The organism is Rheinheimera sp. NSM, from assembly GCF_052380015.1.
Classification (GTDB): Bacteria; Pseudomonadota; Gammaproteobacteria; order Enterobacterales; family Alteromonadaceae; genus Alishewanella.
In genome coordinates this window covers 921,315-938,447 of record NZ_JBQTCI010000001.1, presented here as the reverse complement: position 1 = coordinate 938,447, position 17,133 = coordinate 921,315, and the positions used below count along the sequence as shown (strand labels likewise).

Here is a 17,133-nt window from a genome sequence, read left to right as displayed (position 1 = left end):
AAATCGGGGCCTAAGCCCCGATCATATTTATTTTAACGGTAGTTAAAAACTTAAGCCGGGTGACAGTTGTTCCGGCATCACTACCTGTTCCAGTTCTACCGATGCCACCGGATAAGCACAGTAATCAGCAGCGTAGTAAGCGCTGGCCCGGTGGTTACCGCTTGAGCCTATACCACCAAAAGGTGCCGCAGAGCTGGCACCGGTAATCGGCCGGTTCCAGTTAACAATACCGGCACGAATGCGGCGGAAAAAGTGTTGATACAATTCAGCACTGTCGCTGAGCAAGCCGGCTGATAAGCCAAACTGCGTAGCGTTAGCCGCATCAATTGCCTGATCAAAATCGGTAAAGCGGAACACTTTCAACAGCGGGCCAAAATGTTCATCGTCCGGGAAATTGCTGACCTTGCTGCACTCCACTATGCCGGGAGTTACCAGTGCCGTGTTCTCGTCAAGGTGGCGCATCTGCAGCAGCACTTCGCCGCCTAAGTCTACCAGCTGCTGCTGCACCGCCAACATGCCTTTAGCGGCCGCGACAGAAATCATCGAACCCATAAACGGCTGCTCAGCAGCATCATACAGACCAACCTGAATATTGCGGCTCACTTCCAACAAGCGGTTTAAAATAGCATCACCCTGAGCGCCGGCAGGTAAAAACAACTTGCGGGCACAGGTACAGCGCTGGCCGGCTGAAATAAACGCCGATTGCACAATATCATGCACCGTCGCATCGATGTTGCTAACATCCTGCACGATAAGCGGGTTATTCCCGCCCATTTCCAGCGCCAGAATTTTGTCCGGCCGGCCGGCGAATTGCTGATGCAGATAGTGGCCGGTGCGTGAGCTGCCGGTAAAGAAAATACCGTCAATCCCCTCATGTGCCGCTATGGCTTTACCGGTATCAACCTCACCTTGCAACAAGCTCAGTACGCCAGCGGGCAAACCGGCCTGTTGCCACAGTTTTACCGTGTCTTCAGCTACTTTTGGTGTCAGTTCCGACGGCTTAAACACCACGGCATTACCGGCCAGTAACGCCGGCACTATATGGCCATTCGGTAAATGGCCGGGGAAATTATAAGGTCCGAATACCGCCACAACACCGTGTGGTTTGTGACGGATAAAGGCGCGGCCTTGCGGCATCGGGTTTTCTTTGCTGCCGGTACGCTCCTGATAGGCCCGCACCGAAATATCAATTTTGCCGATCATCGCCGCCACTTCTGTGCGGGCTTCCCACAAGGCTTTACCGGTTTCTTCAGCAATAGACAGCGCCAGCGCTTCTTTATTGCTGCTTAGCAGCTCAGCAAACTTTTTTACCACCTCAACACGTTGCTCAAAGCTTAAGCCAGCCCAATCATACTGGGCTTTACGCGCGGTTTGCACAGCAGCATCAACCTGTTCTGCGCTGGCAGCACGGCCTTGCCAAATCAGTTTATTCTTCGCCGGGTCTAACGATTGAAACGGCTTAGCTGCGCCATTAACCCAACTGCCGTTTATATAGTGTTCTGCGTGTTCCATTATATTCCCCTGATTATATGCGGGTAACTCTTACCCAATCACCGGCACTGACTTGCAGCGCTGCCGCAACGTCCGCCGGTAAGGTGAGTTGTTCGCTTTGTTCGCTGACATTAAGCGCCAGCCAGGTGGCGCGAAAATCGGCCACCTTAGTATTACAAATTAAATGCGGCAGGCCACCGCTTACGCTACCAATCACCACCTGTAAGCGCCGGCTGTTGCGCACTGAGCGGATATGCTCTACCCGCGCCTCTACCGTTGGCCCGGCGTCAAAAATATCGACATAACCGCGGTTAGAAAAGCCCTCTGACTGCAGCAACGCCAGCGCCGGTTTGGTTTTATCGTGTACTTTACCAATCACCGCCTGGGCTTGTTTGCTCAGTAAGCTGACATAAATCGGATACTTTGGCATTAACTCAGCAATAAATACCTTCTGGCCGATGCCGGTAAGATAATCGGCGGTGGGAAAATCCAGCGAGAAAAAATGCTCTTGCAGCCACTGCCAGAATGGCGAGCTGCCATCGTCGTTCGATATACCGCGCATTTCAGCAATGACCCGCTCGGCAAAACGCTGCGGAAATTCGGCCATAAACAAAAAACGCATTTTCGACAACAAACGGCCGTTGTTTTTCTCACGCCGGCTTTCGCGTAAAAACAGCGTACACAGCTCACTGACACCGGTGTAATCGTTACACAGCGTCAATATATCTACCGTTTTATACACGCCAAGTGAGCGTGAGCTGTGCACAACCTTGCCCAAATGATAATGATAAAAAGCATCATCCAGGCCAACAGCAGCCTCCAGCGCACTGGTACCACAGACTTCACCGCTAACGGTGTCTTCCAGTACAAACAGATAACCTTCATCGCCGGGTTGGCTTACCGGCTTACTGAAAGACTGCTCAGAGCGGCTGATCTTGCGCATCAGCAACTCATCATTCACCGGCAAGGAGGTAAAACCATGGCCTGATTCCACCGCTATATCATACAGCGCCGGGTAATCATCCGCACGGATAGGGCGAATCACCATCATCGTCGCTTACTCCACTTTTGCTTTATAGTTTTCGGGGCCAGTGGCCCCTTAGCTTCAAATTTTGCAGTCTTAACGCTGCTTAATTGCCGGTATCAGCTGTTTACTACCTGCTTTACTGCCAGCGCAAAGCGTTGCATACCTTCAACAATATCTTCCGGCGTAATCACTAAGGACGGTGCAAAACGCACGACATCCGGCCCTGCCACCAGCGCCATCACGCCATGTTCGGCGGCAGCCAGGAAAAAGTCGCGCGAGCGGCCTTTGTATTGTTCACTCAGTACCGCGCCTAACAACATGCCCTGGCCACGCACTTCACTAAATACGTGGTACTGTTCATTGATTGCCGCCAGTTCACGGCGGAACAGTTGTTCATTACTCAGCACCTGTTGCATTACTTGCGGCTGATTAACAGTATCCAATACCGCTTCAGCTACGGCACAAGCCAACGGGTTACCGCCATAAGTGCTGCCATGCGTGCCTACCTTAAGGTGCGCGGCAATGTCTGCCGTGGTTAACATGGCGCCAATCGGAAAACCGCCACCTAAAGATTTCGCCGTGGTCAGAATGTCCGGTGTTACCCCGCTGTGCATATACGCATACAGCTTACCGGTACGGCCCACCCCGGTTTGTACTTCGTCCATAATCAACAAGGCATTGTGTTTGTTACATAAGTCGCGCACGCCCTGCAAAAACTCAGCGCTGGCAGGAATAATACCGCCTTCACCCTGAATCGGTTCCAGCACCACGGCACAGGTGTTGTCCGAGATCAGTGCTTTAACGCTGTCCAGGTTATTAAACTCTGCATGCAATACCGCGCCTGGTTTAGGGCCAAAACCGTCTGAATATGCAGCCTGTCCACCTACCGTTACGGTGAAGAAAGTACGGCCGTGGAAACTCTTACCAAAGGAGATAATCTGGTCTTTTTGTGCACCAAATTTATCCAGTGCCCAACGCCGCGCTAACTTAAACGCCGCTTCATTGGCTTCTGCACCGGAGTTGGCAAAATACACTTTGTCGGCAAAGGTGGCATCAACCAGCTTTTTCGCCAACCGCAGTGCCGGCTCGTTGGTCATGACATTACTTAAATGCCAGATTTTCTCTGCTTGTGTTTTTACTGCATTCACCAGGGCAGGATGACAATGCCCGAGGCTACTCACAGCAATACCGCCGGCAAAATCGACATATTCGCGGCCCTGCTGATCCCATACGCGTGAGCCTTTACCCTGCACCGGGATAATCCCGGCGGGTGCGTAGTTAGGTACCATTACTTCATCAAACAGAGCGCGGTTTACCTGCGGCTGAGCAGTCATATTCAGTTCCTCTTATAGTTCAGGGTGCAGCCCGGTATCATCCTACAGATAGACAGAACTGCCCGTTATTTTGTGAGCACCGTGGCATTATTACAGATTTAACTACGGTTGTCTTGCACCCGAACATGGCGCAAAGCCAGAAAAAACAAGGGCTACAGATAGATTTGCACACGAAATGAATAAGTACGCAACTATGCCTAAAAGCCGGGCGTGATGAGGTTTTTCTAACCAGACGCCGCCACGGGCGATGACATACCGCTACCCCAATCAATCGCCCTACGCCGCAAACTGCATGTTTATGGCGCGATTTTTTTCTCAGTTTTCTATACCAAGACGTTTTAAGTTGGTATTTGCCAGCAAATTAATGCTTTCTGCGTTTAGCTGCACAGCATTAAGCCAGGCTTTTGCTTCCGCATCCGAGATCAGTTGGCGCCGCTGCAACTCTTGCCACTGCACATAGGTTTGCGCCTGTTGCACCAATTTGGCCAGGGGGCTGCACCCGGCAAAGCCTACGCCTTCTGCCAACTGGTCCAGCGTTTGACACAAGGGTAAGCCTTGTAACTGCCAGCGCGAGGTAATATCGGCGCTGAGTACAGCGGCAAATTCATGCATGCTTTCACACAAGAAGCTGGCATCCGGCTCCAGTTTGTCCAGCGCATCAGTTAACTGCGTATCGCGGCTTTCTCTTGCTTGTAGCAGCTGAGTTTGCCGTACCTGCTGATAAGTGCGCAGATAATTACGCGTGACAACGGCATGGCCCAGGGTATGGAATAAGCCGACACAAAAGGCATTATAAGGGTGCTCAGCACTGTGCTCTGCCAAGCGCTTTGCTGCGATCGCCACAGCCAGCGAATAGTCCCATAACCGGGTTTTCAGTGCCGTGAACGGATCGGTCGAATGCGGCAACATACGGCGCATGGCATATACCGGCAGAATTTGCTGTAAGCTCTCTACGCCGATAAAACGCAGTGCGGTCTTGATATCTTTTACCATAGCACCTGATGGGCTGCGGTTGCGGTACTGCGGCTGATTCACCAGCCGCAATAAATCTTCCACCAGCCAGGGCACCTTTGAGATCAGCGGGTCCAGCTTATTCACTGTCACCGCTTTAGCGCTTAACTGATCAAGCAGCGCATAAAAGCCCGCACCGGCGTCAAACACCGACGCCATCACCTGTTCGATATTGTACAGCCGACGCACCAGTTCATCGGCCACCTCATCATGCAGGTGCGCCTGAGCAAATTCAGTAAATTGCGCTTTAGCCTGGGCCCCGGCAGCGCGCAGTTGTTGCGCTTTGGCTTCTACTTCCAGCAACTTACGTTCAGGATTTTGTACTCCGGCGCGGATCTGATAGCCCAGCCGCTTAGCATCCGGATTAACGCCAACTAACTGATCGAAAAAACGTTGCACCAGCTCTTGCGGTGCAGAAGTTGAAGGGCTGCTCACTATTGCTTTATTCCATTTACATTAGCAGTTGCTAACAGCCAATACTGCAGCGCTGCGGGCGCTGAGTCAAGTTACGCCGGGGATTAAACCTTAAGCTGCAAAAAATTGGCCAGCAACTGTTTACCCTGTTGGCTTAAGATAGCTTCCGGATGAAACTGCACCCCATGTAACGCCAGATTGGAGTGCATAAAACCCATAACTTCATCAGGCTGGCCTGCGGCATCGGTTGTCCAGGCGGTTTCTATCAACGCTGGGGGCAAAGAGCCACGCTCCACTACCAAAGAGTGGTAACGGGTTACATCCAACGGGTCTGCCAGGCCAGAAAATACTGAGCGGTTATTGTGGCGGATCAAGGAGTTTTTACCGTGCATAACCCGACGGGCGCGCACCACTTTCGCGCCAAATACCCGGGCTATGGCCTGGTGACCGAGGCAGACACCCAAAATGGGTATTTTGCCGGCAAATTGCTCAATAGCGTTTAATGACACCCCGGCATCATCGGGAGTTTTCGGCCCCGGCGAAATAACAATATGCGCCGGTGCCAGTGTGGCAATCTGTGCCACGGTAAGATCATCGTTGCGCCGCACCATAACCTGCTGGCCTAATGCAGCAAAATACTGCACCAGATTGTAAGTAAAAGAGTCGTAATTATCGATCATTAGCAGCATTGGGCCGCACCTGCTTTGTAAGCCTTTTATTATTAGCCGGCTATTTTGCCACAAACAGCGGCTTTTTGCTGCGCTGCTAAATAGCAACGGCCGGATTTGGATATTTTTACAGCAGTTCGTTGACAGGCTATTAATCATACAATAGGATAATTAATTATTCGTACAATAGCACGAATAAGAAAAACACATAAAAAAACGCCTCCATTGTCAGTTTTTTCTGGCCAGGAAGGCAATAACATAAGTGACAAGGGGAGTTATGCTCATGTTTAAACCTTCGGTTTTAAGCAGTGCTGTCGCCATGGCGATAACATTGTCGGCTCAACCGTTATACGCTCAGCAAAGCAGTGACGACAGCACAGTAACGCCAGATGACGTAGAAGTTATTTTGGTAAAAGGCATTCGTGGCAGCCTGGCCCGTTCAGTTGATCTGAAACGGGAAAACATGCAGATCGTCGATTCAATTATCTCGGAAGATATCGGCAAGTTTCCGGACAATAACGTAGTGGAAGCCCTGCAACGTTTATCCGGGGTACAGGTAACAGACCGCGGTGCCGGTGAAGTCAGTACCGTGTCTATCCGCGGCTTAAATGACGTTACTACCACCGTTAACGGCCGCAATATTTTTACTGCTTCGGGCCGCTCAGTGGCACTGGCCGACATTCCCGCCAGCCTGCTAAACCGGGTAGATGTGTATAAAACCCGCTCTGCCAGCCTGATCGAAACCGGTATCGCCGGCCAGATTGACATTCATACCCAACGGCCGTTTGATTTTGACAGCAGCAAAATGGTGCTGGCCGGCCGCGGCATTTATTCTGATCAGACGGATAAAACCGACCCGAACATCAGCGCCTTATTCAGTAATAACTGGGATATTGGCGATAGCCGCTTTGGCGCGCTGATTAACCTGTCTTACGCTGAAACCCATTATCGCGACCAGAGTGTTACTGCCGGCGCCATGATGCCGTTTGCCACCAATAACCCACCTGCCGGCTGGGCGCCGTATGAAATTATCCGCAGCACCGATGGCCGGGCGGCAGAAAACCCGATCTGGCAACCGGGCTTAGAAGCCGGTTTACCCTTTGCACCTGGCTCTACCTTTGATGTTAATGGCGTGCCAACCGAATATTTGCTATCGCGCGATGCAGTGTTTGCCAGCGATCTGACCGGTAAACGTGAGCGCCCCGCGGTGAATGTGGCTTTTCAGTTTGCCCCTAACGATAGCTCTGAATACATCTTTGAAGCATTTTACAATGGCTTTCGCAATGAGTCTTATAACTCCTTGTTGTTTTCCTTTGTCGACTGGTGGGGCAATTTAGGCGATAACCCGGACATCAGCCTGTTTGAAGGCACCAATATTATTAAATCCCGCACTGTGGGTTCACCTTATATGTTTACCAGTGGTGATTTAAGCACCGGAAAAACAGACAGTTATGTCTATGCACTGGGTGGAAAATGGCTGATTGGCGACAACCTGCAACTACGCTCTGAAGTGGTGTATCAGGACTCGCAATATGATGAGAGCTTTTTTGCGATGCGTACTGAGCGGGTAGCAGACAGCATCAGCGTTGACTTTAACAGTGGCGGCGGTCTTCCTGCTTTTCAATTTGGTCCGGCAACCGATTTAACCGCCCCGGATCAATGGGCCATGGCCCAGCTCTATGATCAGGCGTATAGCCGTGAGGGTGATGCAATAACCTTTACCTTAGATGCAGACTACATGCTGCATAACAGCATCATCACTAATATCAGCTTTGGTGGCCGCTATGACAAGCGCAAAGCTTCAGAAGCCCAACTGCTGCAAGATACCGGTTTGTGTAACTCAGGCACTGCCGCCTGCCAGTTGGCCAGCTATGAAGGCTTGTTGAATGTTAACCGCGGTTTCTTTGATGGCGAGTCTGATGTCCCCGACTCCTGGTTATCTGCCAATGGTTATTATATTCGCGACAATGCCGATATGTTCCGCACTATTTACAACACTGAAACCGGCTCGAGCCTGGCTGTGGGTGAACAGCGCATATTAGCGCAAACTTTCGAAGTTACCGAAAGCACCACAGCGCTATATGCCCAGGCCAATTTTGAAACTGAACTTGGCGGGCGTTTGTTCGATGGCCAGTTTGGCTTGCGCTATGTAGATGTTGACACCGATATGGCGTTTGCCGGCAATACGGCCTCAACCGGCACCAGCAAGGTGCTGCCCAGCCTGATGCTGCGCTACAACCTGACTGACGACTTACTGGCCCGCTTCAGCTATGGCGAGACTTTGCGCCGTCCGGCATTCGCCCAACTAAACCCTACCATCAACTATGTCCGCGACGTCACCAATATTGGCTATGGCACCGCCAGCGGTGGTAACCCTGAGCTTGAACCTACAGAATCGAAAAATTTTGATTTGTCGCTGGAGTGGTATTTTGCCGAAGGCAGCACCCTGTACGCCACCGCCTTTAAGCGTGACATTGAAGGCTTTGTCGTCGATTTTCGCCGCCGGGTAATCCATGATGATGGCCAGGGCGAATACCCCTATATCCTGAACCAGCCGGACAATGCGTCAAACGGTAAACTGGATGGTTATGAATTAGGTGTGGTGTATTTCCCGAAAGGCTTACCGGATTTACTGGACGGTATTGGCGTGCAAGCCAGCTACACCATGCTGGACTCCACTCAGGATATTCCGATTACCGACAGTGAAGGCAACGTGGTGGGCACCGATACCACGCCATTATTCGGCGTATCGGATTCATCTTACAGCGTAGTGCTGGCTTATGAGAAACAGCGCTTCGATATGCGGCTGTCGTATGTCTGGCGCGAAGACTTCCTGAATAATTACGAAGCCGCGCAATTTGCCAACCCGCTGGGTATATACCGTAATCCGGAAAAAAGCCTCGACTTTCAGTTAAGTTACCATGTTACTGACAATCTGATGCTGACGTTTGATGCCACTAACCTGACTAACGAAATTTTCCAGAGTTACTACGAGTATCCGTCAACGCATAACTTTGGCTCCTCGCTGTTTAGCCGGACCTTTGCGCTGGGTTTCCGTTACAGCCTGTAATGTAGCTGCACTAATACAAAAGCCCCTGCAAGTCAGGGGCTTTTGTTTATGTTAAAAAAACTGTGTCAGTTGTACCCTAACTCAACCTGCTGCTCCAGTTCAGCTTGCGGCTCGGCCGCAGGTTGTTCTGCTTCAGAGGCCGGGGCAGCAGCGTCTGGTATAGATGAAGCTGTCATTTTTAATCACCTGTGATCTGGCAGCAGAGCCCAAAGCGGCTCTGCTGCCGGGGGTTAGTTAATGGCGCGGATATGAAAGCGCTGACAAAAGCTGTCTGCTGCCAGTGGCGCCTGTTTTAATTCAGTATCATCCGCCAGCGCACAGGCTGGTACTTCCAACACCTCTTTACTATGTGCTGACACCAGCCGCATGCTGCCGTAGCTATTGGGTTGCAATAACCAGTGGCTGGCTTTGGCATCGCAGGCAGCCATCACCACCGGCGCACCTGCCGCCAGCGACTCCGCTTCTACTGCCATACAAAGCTCAGCATTGGTCGCATTACGCAGTTGCAAGGTGCCTTGCTCGGTCTGGCTAAACTGCCAGTGCTGATCGGGCCGGTTTTGCCAACCTGTCTGGCTGACTTTTACCGCGCCGGCAGGCTGCCCGGTTGCAACTGATAACACCTTACCACTTTGGCTACTGCTGATAGCCACCTTGCCGGCTGGGAGTAATTGCCAGTCGCTACACCCTTGCTCTGTATTACAACCTGGTATTTGCAACGCCGTATCACCGGCTTTATTGATTAATTGCCAGGCAGCTGTCTCAGTTGCCGCAAAACGCCACTGCTGGCGTACTTTATTGCGCCATGGCCCGGCTTCAGCCGCACCATCAAGCCCAAGGCCGATATACTGGCCCTGCCGGGTCACTAAACGGTAATATTCGCCCATGGTTGGGTCTACTTTTAAGGCACTCTGTGCAGAGCAATTAACAGCCGCCGGGGCACCATCCACCACGCTCAGACATTGGCCCTGGCCGTTACGCAGTAACCAGTCAGCCCCTTGCGGCACTGCCGTTAACGGGCCGTTTTCACCGGACGGTGCCGCCATCACCCGGCCTTCCGGTACCGGCTGGCCAAAATCCGGCGTGCCGTCATTGTGCCAGCTAAACGACTGCGCCCGTAACGAGCGGGTCGCACTGCAGCCATCGGTTTCTTTGTTATTACCGTGGTAAACCAGCCAGTCTTCGCTGCCATCCGGTGATTTGAAAAAGCCATTGTGGCCGGGGCCGTAAACGCCGTTGGCCCGTTCAAATACCGGTTTGTCATATTTTTTCCAGTCAGCAGGGTTCAGCGGGTCATCACCTGTCAGCTCCAGCAAGCCGAGTTTGTAATCCGGCGTGTCACAATAACTGGCTGAATACACCACAAAGGTGCGGCCGTTCCGTTTTAACACTTCAGCGCCTTCATTCACTTTACGGCCGGATATTTCCCATGGCAGCTCTGGCCGCGACAACACCACTCCGGGCCCGGTAATGGTCCAGGGATTAACCATTTCGGCAATCCAATTCAGCTGTTCATCGCCTTGCCACTCTGACCATAACAGATATAACTTGCCGTTGTGCTGCAGATAATTACCGTCAATATTCCAACTGTCCGGCATCGGTGAGCCTTTAAACTGATAAGGCCCCATAGGATCATCACCGGCGCTTTCCAGTACCGACAAATGCTGGCCATCCAGGTTTTCCTGCTTGCCTGAGGTAAACATCAGGTACCAGCGGTAGCCATCCGGTCCCTTTAAACGATGAAACTCATAGGCCCAGAAGTTACAACAGCGGGCCGGATCGGTTTCTGACCATAAATAGACCGGGGTAGCGTCTGCCAGCCCGGCCAACGTGGGTGCTTTGCGCATCACCAACTGCGAGGTCCAGGTGGTGGTGGTCAGGTAATAATTGCCGTCAAAATATTCCAGCCAGGGATCGGCACCATTGTTATACAACGGGTTGGTAAAACTCTGACCTTCATAGGCATCACTGACCACAGCATTATTAACGTCAGTTGCCGGATCCAGCGATTGTTGGCAGCCGCTTAGTGACAGCACTATAGCGCTGGCCAGTAATGCCGGCTTTAATATCGGCTTAACATTATGCATATTATCTATCCCCGTTATTTTGTCGCTTTAAATAAGCGCTATTTTTGCTCTGTGCTTAGTAATACGCTGCGATAGTCGTCCAGCACGCTGTCACTCAGCAGTGGCCATTTGGCGTCATCCCAGCTCATTTCGGCTATTTTTAGTTTTTGCAGGCCATTGTCGGCCGCTTCATAGGCATGAAATACCAGATAATCTTTACCGTTAAAGCTATAGGCACTGTTATGGCCTAAACCCGGCCAGTCGCGGTTGCCTTTGAGCAGCACAGTACCGCCGCCTTCATTCAGCGATTTACCGTTTTTATCCAGATAGGGCCCGGTTACCTGTTCTGAGCGCCCCACAACCAGATGGTAGGTACTGTCGGCACCACGGCAGCATTTACCGTACGAGACAAACAGATAGTAGTAACCGTGCTGTTTAAAGATAAAAGGCGCCTCCAGCTCGCCCGGCCCCGGCTCAGCGTCATCAATAAAAGCCGGGCGCTGTGCTTTAGCAATGGTATGCCACTGCTGCGGCTGTGCCAGTGAGACTAAATCATCGGCCAGTTTCACCAGCTTTAAGCCGCCCCAGAAGGAACCAAAGCTCATCCAGATATCGCCGTTGTCATCGGCAATAATATTCGGGTCTATCGCATTCCATAAATCGCGCTGCGGTACCGACTCCAGCACTATGCCCTGGTCTTGCCACCGGTAATCCGGGCTGCGTTTATCCAGGGTGTTATTAACAGTCACGCCAATGGCCGAGGTATTTTTGCCAAAAGCGGATACCGAGTAATACAGATAGAACTTGCCGTTATGCTGATAAATATCCGGCGCCCAGATATGACCATCAAAACCTGGCGCTACCTGTTTAGCCCACTGTGGTTCGCCGGCAAATACGCGGCCGGCCAGTTGCCACTGCAACATATCGTCGGAGTGATAATAGGTAATACCCGGCCCGGTACTGAATAAATAGAAGCGGCCATCTTGCTGTGTCATCACCGGATCATGGATACTGAGTTGTGGCAGTGCTTGCTGTTCATCTGCGCAGGCTGTTTGCCCGGTTAATAACAAGGCCAGAGCTGAAACCCTGCCCACGTGCACTAACCACTTTGCTGTCGTTACCCCGTTTAACATCTAAGCCTCCTTTTGGCTGTAGATTGCCGCCACCAAAAGGTGGTAGACATCCACTTCTATTTTAGTAGTATTGTATTACTATTTATCATATATTAATTCGCAGTGCAAAACTCAACCAACTACAAGGCGGTGGTTTTGTGAATAAAAAAATATAAAAACCGTTACTACGCAGGAATAATTACAGGCCAGAACCTGCCGCGTGGTGTCGGAACCGACAGGGGATTTTATGCAGACTCAGAAACTTTCCGTGCTGGAGAAAGTTGGCTTTGGTGCCGGCGATATGGCGGTTAATGTGGTGATGTCATCAATGATGCTGATTATCACCTTCTTCTACACCGATATTTTTGGTTTAAAGCCGGCTGATTTAGCAGTGTTATTTTTGGTAGTACGGCTGGTCGATGCGGTAACCGACCCGCTGATGGGCATGATTACCGACCGTTTTACCACGCGCTGGGGCCGCTACCGGCCCTATTTCCTGTTTCTGGCGGTACCCTTTGGTATAGCGGTCTACCTTACCTTTAGCACACCCGACTGGGACTACAACGGTAAACTGGTGTGGGCCTATGCTACCTATATTCTGGTTACAGTGATTTTTACCGCAGTCACCATTCCGTATATTTCTATTATTGGTGTGCTGACAGACGACCCGAAAGATCGCTTGTCGGCCAACGGTTACCGCTTGTTTTTTGCCAAAGTCGCCGCCTTTCTGGTAACCATTATAGTGCCTATCCTGGCGAAACATTGGGGCGCAGGTGATTTAGCCAGTGGCTATCAGTCGGCGATGGGGGTGATGGCATTAATGGCCACCTTGCTGTTTTTATTCTGCTTTTTTACCACGACCGAACGTATCCAGCATAAAGTGGAAACCATGCCGTTTCGCCAGCAGCTGAGATATCTGCTGAGAAATGATCAATGGCTGGTGCTGTGCGCAGTCTGCGTTACCGGCACTATTGGCTATGTGGTACGCGGCTCTGTCGCCGCTTATTACGCCAAATATTACCTCGGTGGCGACGCCGCTATGTTGTCGGCGTTTTTATCGACCGGAGTAGCTGCAGCAATCCTGGCAATGGTGGCCTCAACCTGGATCACCAAGCGTTACTGCAAGGTAAAACTGTTTCGCTACAGCCAGATTTTAGTGGCGATACTAAGTGTACTGTTATACCTGCTGGTCAGCCCCGGCGATGTGATGTTGGCCTTTGTGTTGTATTTTCTGTTGTCCTTTGTCGTCGATTTACACGCCCCGGTGTTCTGGTCGGCGTTACCGGAGGCAGTTGATTATGGTGCTGACAAAACCGGTCAGCGGGTGTCCGGCCTGGCCTTTGGTGGTATCTCATTTTGTCAGAAAGCCGGTATGGGCGTTGCCGGCTTTTTAGTCGGTACCCTGCTGGCCAGCTTTAACTATGTACCGGATCAACCGCAAAGTGCGCTGGCGTTAACCGGCATTGCCTTAATGTTGTCGATTATTCCGGGCGTATTTCACTTGCTGATGGGCTTGCTGATGTTCCGCTACCGCATTACCGACAAGTATTACCAACAGTTGATCGGGAAAACCAGTGTCGTTAAGCCCACTATTATCTAAGGAGTTTACGGTGAGATTACAGCAGCCATTAATTGAACAGCGCGCAGACCCCTGCATTTATAAGCACAGCGACGGCTTTTACTATTTCACTGCTTCGGTGCCGGCCTATGATCTGATTGAACTGCGCCGCGCCAGAACCATTAGCGAGCTGGCCAGTGCGCCCGCTGTAGCGGTGTGGCATAAACCGGATAGCGGCCCCTGCTCTGAGCTGATTTGGGCGCCGGAAATCCACTTTAACCAGGGCGCCTGGTATATTTATTTTGCCGCCGCGCCCAGCCGCGAAATTAAAAATAAGCTGTTTCAGCACCGGATGTATGTGCTGCGCTGCACTGACGCCAACCCGGTGGCCGGGCAGTGGCAGTTTGTCGGCCAGCTCGACAGCGGCATCGACACCTTTTGCCTGGATGCCACCACTTTTAGCCACCATGACCAGCTGTATTATGTTTGGGCGCAGAAAGATAACGCCATCGAAGGCAACAGCAATTTATATATTGCCACGATGGACACACCAGACAAGTTAAGCGGTGCGCCGGTTATGCTGAGCAAACCTGAGCTGGAGTGGGAAACGCGCGGTTTTTCGGTTAATGAAGGCCCCGCTGTGCTCAAGCGTAACGGTAAAATCTTTTTAACTTACTCAGCCAGTGCCACCAATGAAAACTACTGTATTGGCCTGTTGTGGGCCGATGAAAATGCCGACCTGCTAAACCCCGCCAGTTGGCATAAATCGCCACAGCCGGTATTGCAAAGCTGCTTTGAACATGGTGTTTATGGCCCGGGCCATAACAGCTTTACTGTATCAGAAGATGGCCGGCACGATATGCTGGTATACCACGCCCGCACCTATACCGAAATTGTTGGCGACCCGTTATGGGATCCAAACCGCCATACTTATGTTAAAGCCATACGCTGGGATAACAACGGCATGCCGCTATTTGGCAAAGCGTCAGAGGCGTGAAGTTTAACTCTGAGTGAGGAAGCAAGATGAAAGCTTTGCTTAGCCTGTGTATGTTACTGCTGGTACTGCCGGTGCGCGCTGCAGTTGATACATTTTCGCTTAATCAGGTTCGGCTGCACAGCGGGCCTTTTTATCAGGCGCAGCAAACCAACATCGGCTACCTGATGGCGATGAACCCGGACCGCTTACTGGCACCGTACCGGCGTGAAGCCGGGCTGGCACCGGTGGCCGAGCCTTACCCTAACTGGGAAAGTACCGGGTTGGATGGCCATATTGGCGGCCATTACCTCAGCGCGCTGGCCTTAATGTACAGCGCCAGTGGCGAGCTACAGTTGCTCGAGCGACTGAATTATATGATTAACGAGCTGCACCGCTACCAGCAACAACATGGCGATGGCTACCTGGGCGGTATTCCCGGTGGCAAAGCCAGCTGGCAGCAAATCAGCCGGGGCCAGATTGACGCTGATTTATTTGTGCTAAATAAGCAATGGGTGCCCTGGTACAACCTGCATAAAACCTTCGCCGGCCTGCATGACGCTTACGTCTATGCAGGGAATCAGCAGGCGAAGCAGATGTTGCTGCAACTGAGCAACTGGGCGCTTAAATTAACCAGCCAACTGAGCGATCAGCAACTGCAGCAAATGCTCGTCACCGAATATGGCGGCATGAACGATATTCTGGCCAAAGTGGCCGCACTTAGCGGCGATAAAAAATACCTGCAACTGGCGCTGCGCTTTTCCGAACTGCGGATTATGCAGCCGCTGTTACAGCAACAAGATACGCTGGACGGTTTGCATGCCAATACCCAGATCCCGAAAATTATTGGCATGGCGCGTCTTGCCGGCCAAACGAACAACGACAGCTGGTACCAGGCCGCCGATTTGTTCTGGCAGCAGGTAGTAAATAAACGCAGTGTTGCCATAGGTGGCAACAGTGTGCGCGAGCATTTTCACCCGTCAGACGATTTCAGCAGCATGCTCAGCGATGTCGAAGGGCCGGAAACCTGCAATACCTACAATATGTTAAAGCTAACCAAGCTGCTATATCAGCGCACGCCGGAACCGCGCTATATGGAATACTACGAACGGGCGCTGTATAACCATATTTTATCGTCGCAGCACCCGGAGCATGGCGGCCTGGTGTATTTTACGCCCATGCGGCCCAACCACTACCGGGTGTATTCGTCGCCAGAGCACACCATGTGGTGCTGCGTTGGCTCCGGCATTGAAAACCATGCTAAATACGGCGAAATGATTTATGCCCATCAGGGCAAAGAGTTGTATGTGAATTTGTTTGTCGATTCCAGCCTGGACTGGAGTCAACAGGCAGTGAAACTGCGCCAGAGCACTGCTTTTCCGGATGCGGACAGCAGCGTGATCACGATAGAACAAGGCGGTACCTTCGGCCTGAATATCCGCAATCCACAGTGGGCGGCCGGTAAGCTGCAGCTGACCCTGAACGGCAAAGCTGTGAAATTTACCGCAACCACGCCAGGCTATCTGCGCCTGCAGCGCCACTGGCGTAAAGGCGATAAGCTGGCGATTACCCTGCCAATGCAAACCACGCTGGAGCAACTGCCGGATGGCAGCGACCACTATGCTATTTTGCACGGCCCTATAGTGCTGGCCGCCCGCAGCCAGCTACAGGATAAGCTTAATTTTATTGCCGACAGCAGCCGGATGGGCCATATTGCCAGTGGCACACAATGCCCGATAGAGCAAACCCCCACCTTTATCAGCGATAACCCGGATTTTATCCGCCATATTAAGCCGGTGGCCGGCAAGCCGCTAACCTTTACCAGCGGCGAAGCAGTGCTGGCCGGTGTTGAGGGCCCGTTAGAGCTGGTGCCGTTTTTCAGGTTGCACGACAGCCGCTATACCTTATATTTTCCGCGCAGCACGGCGCCGCAATGGCAGTTGCAACAGCAAAACCTGCGCCAGCAAACGCAGCAGGAGACCCAGTTAGCACAGCGAACCATTGATCTGATCCGCCCGGGCGAGCAACAGCCGGAAGCCGATCATCAGTTTCAGGGGGAAAAAACCTCCGCCGGGGTTCATCTTGGCCGGCACTGGCGCCATGCTGCCGGTTGGTTTAGTTACCGGCTAAACACCGGCGGTCAGCAAGCACTGCAGCTGCGGCTGACTTATTTTGGTGCTGACAGCAACCGGCATTTTCACATTTTGCTAAATAACCAGTTGCTGGCCAATGTCAGCCTGACGGGTGAGCAAGGCGATAACTTTTACCATGTCGATTACCCGATCCCAACCCGGCTGTTAAACACCGGCGATAGTATAGAACTGAAATTTGTTGCGAATGCAGGTTCCATCGCTGGCGGTATTTATGAAGTGCGTTTAATGCAGATTGATTAATATTACTCAGCTGAAAAAA

Annotated in this window: 11 protein-coding genes; 4 read left to right on the top strand and 7 right to left on the bottom strand. The window is 51.8% G+C overall.

Features of this window, described 5'->3' with window-relative positions:
- Positions 1–42: 42 nt before the first annotated feature.
- From astD to ACTZWV_RS04105, 5 genes are all read right to left on the bottom strand, one after another.
- Positions 43–1,512 (bottom strand): succinylglutamate-semialdehyde dehydrogenase, encoded by a 1,470-nt coding sequence (gene astD / locus ACTZWV_RS04125; RefSeq protein WP_444785321.1) that lies wholly within the window; start codon positions 1,510–1,512, stop codon positions 43–45.
- Positions 1,513–1,525: 13 nt separating this feature from the next.
- A complete protein-coding gene (astA, locus tag ACTZWV_RS04120; protein ID WP_444785320.1) occupies positions 1,526–2,542 on the bottom strand; it encodes an arginine N-succinyltransferase in 1,017 nt (338 codons plus the stop codon).
- A 92-nt stretch (positions 2,543–2,634) separates the two neighbouring features.
- Positions 2,635–3,852 carry an aspartate aminotransferase family protein gene (locus ACTZWV_RS04115; RefSeq protein ID WP_444785319.1) on the bottom strand — a complete coding sequence of 406 codons (1,218 nt, stop codon included), beginning with the start codon at positions 3,850–3,852 and terminating at the stop codon, positions 2,635–2,637.
- A 315-nt stretch (positions 3,853–4,167) separates the two neighbouring features.
- Positions 4,168–5,298 carry an HDOD domain-containing protein gene (locus ACTZWV_RS04110; protein WP_444785318.1) on the bottom strand — a complete coding sequence of 377 codons (1,131 nt, stop codon included), beginning with the start codon at positions 5,296–5,298 and terminating at the stop codon, positions 4,168–4,170.
- A gap of 83 nt (positions 5,299–5,381) precedes the next feature.
- Positions 5,382–5,966: an anthranilate synthase component II gene (locus ACTZWV_RS04105; RefSeq protein WP_444785317.1), complete on the bottom strand. Its 585-nt coding sequence runs from the start codon at positions 5,964–5,966 to the stop codon at positions 5,382–5,384.
- A gap of 262 nt (positions 5,967–6,228) precedes the next feature.
- On the opposite strand from ACTZWV_RS04105, the gene ACTZWV_RS04100 reads away from it, so the two are divergent.
- A complete protein-coding gene (locus tag ACTZWV_RS04100; protein WP_444785316.1) occupies positions 6,229–9,015 on the top strand; it encodes a TonB-dependent receptor in 2,787 nt (928 codons plus the stop codon).
- A 230-nt stretch (positions 9,016–9,245) separates the two neighbouring features.
- On the opposite strand, the gene ACTZWV_RS04095 is transcribed toward ACTZWV_RS04100, so the two are convergent.
- Entirely contained in the window at positions 9,246–11,099 is a 1,854-nt protein-coding gene (locus ACTZWV_RS04095) for a family 43 glycosylhydrolase (protein WP_444785315.1), read from the bottom strand.
- A 38-nt stretch (positions 11,100–11,137) separates the two neighbouring features.
- Positions 11,138–12,211: an arabinan endo-1,5-alpha-L-arabinosidase gene (locus ACTZWV_RS04090; RefSeq protein WP_444785314.1), complete on the bottom strand. Its 1,074-nt coding sequence runs from the start codon at positions 12,209–12,211 to the stop codon at positions 11,138–11,140.
- Between the two features lie 226 nt (positions 12,212–12,437).
- Here ACTZWV_RS04090 and ACTZWV_RS04085 point away from each other — a divergent pair, with 226 nt between their 5' ends.
- Genes ACTZWV_RS04085 through ACTZWV_RS04075 form a run of 3 tightly spaced genes read left to right on the top strand, consistent with a single transcriptional unit; the run spans position 12,438 to position 17,114 of the window.
- On the top strand, positions 12,438–13,790 hold the full coding sequence (locus ACTZWV_RS04085; protein ID WP_444785313.1) for an MFS transporter: 1,353 nt from the start codon (positions 12,438–12,440) through the stop codon (positions 13,788–13,790).
- A gap of 10 nt (positions 13,791–13,800) precedes the next feature.
- Positions 13,801–14,745: a glycoside hydrolase family 43 protein gene (locus ACTZWV_RS04080; RefSeq protein ID WP_444785312.1), complete on the top strand. Its 945-nt coding sequence runs from the start codon at positions 13,801–13,803 to the stop codon at positions 14,743–14,745.
- A 26-nt stretch (positions 14,746–14,771) separates the two neighbouring features.
- The gene (locus ACTZWV_RS04075; RefSeq protein ID WP_444785311.1) at positions 14,772–17,114 is read left to right on the top strand and encodes a beta-L-arabinofuranosidase domain-containing protein; all 2,343 of its coding nucleotides are present in this window, start codon (positions 14,772–14,774) and stop codon (positions 17,112–17,114) included.
- Positions 17,115–17,133: the final 19 nt, after the last annotated feature.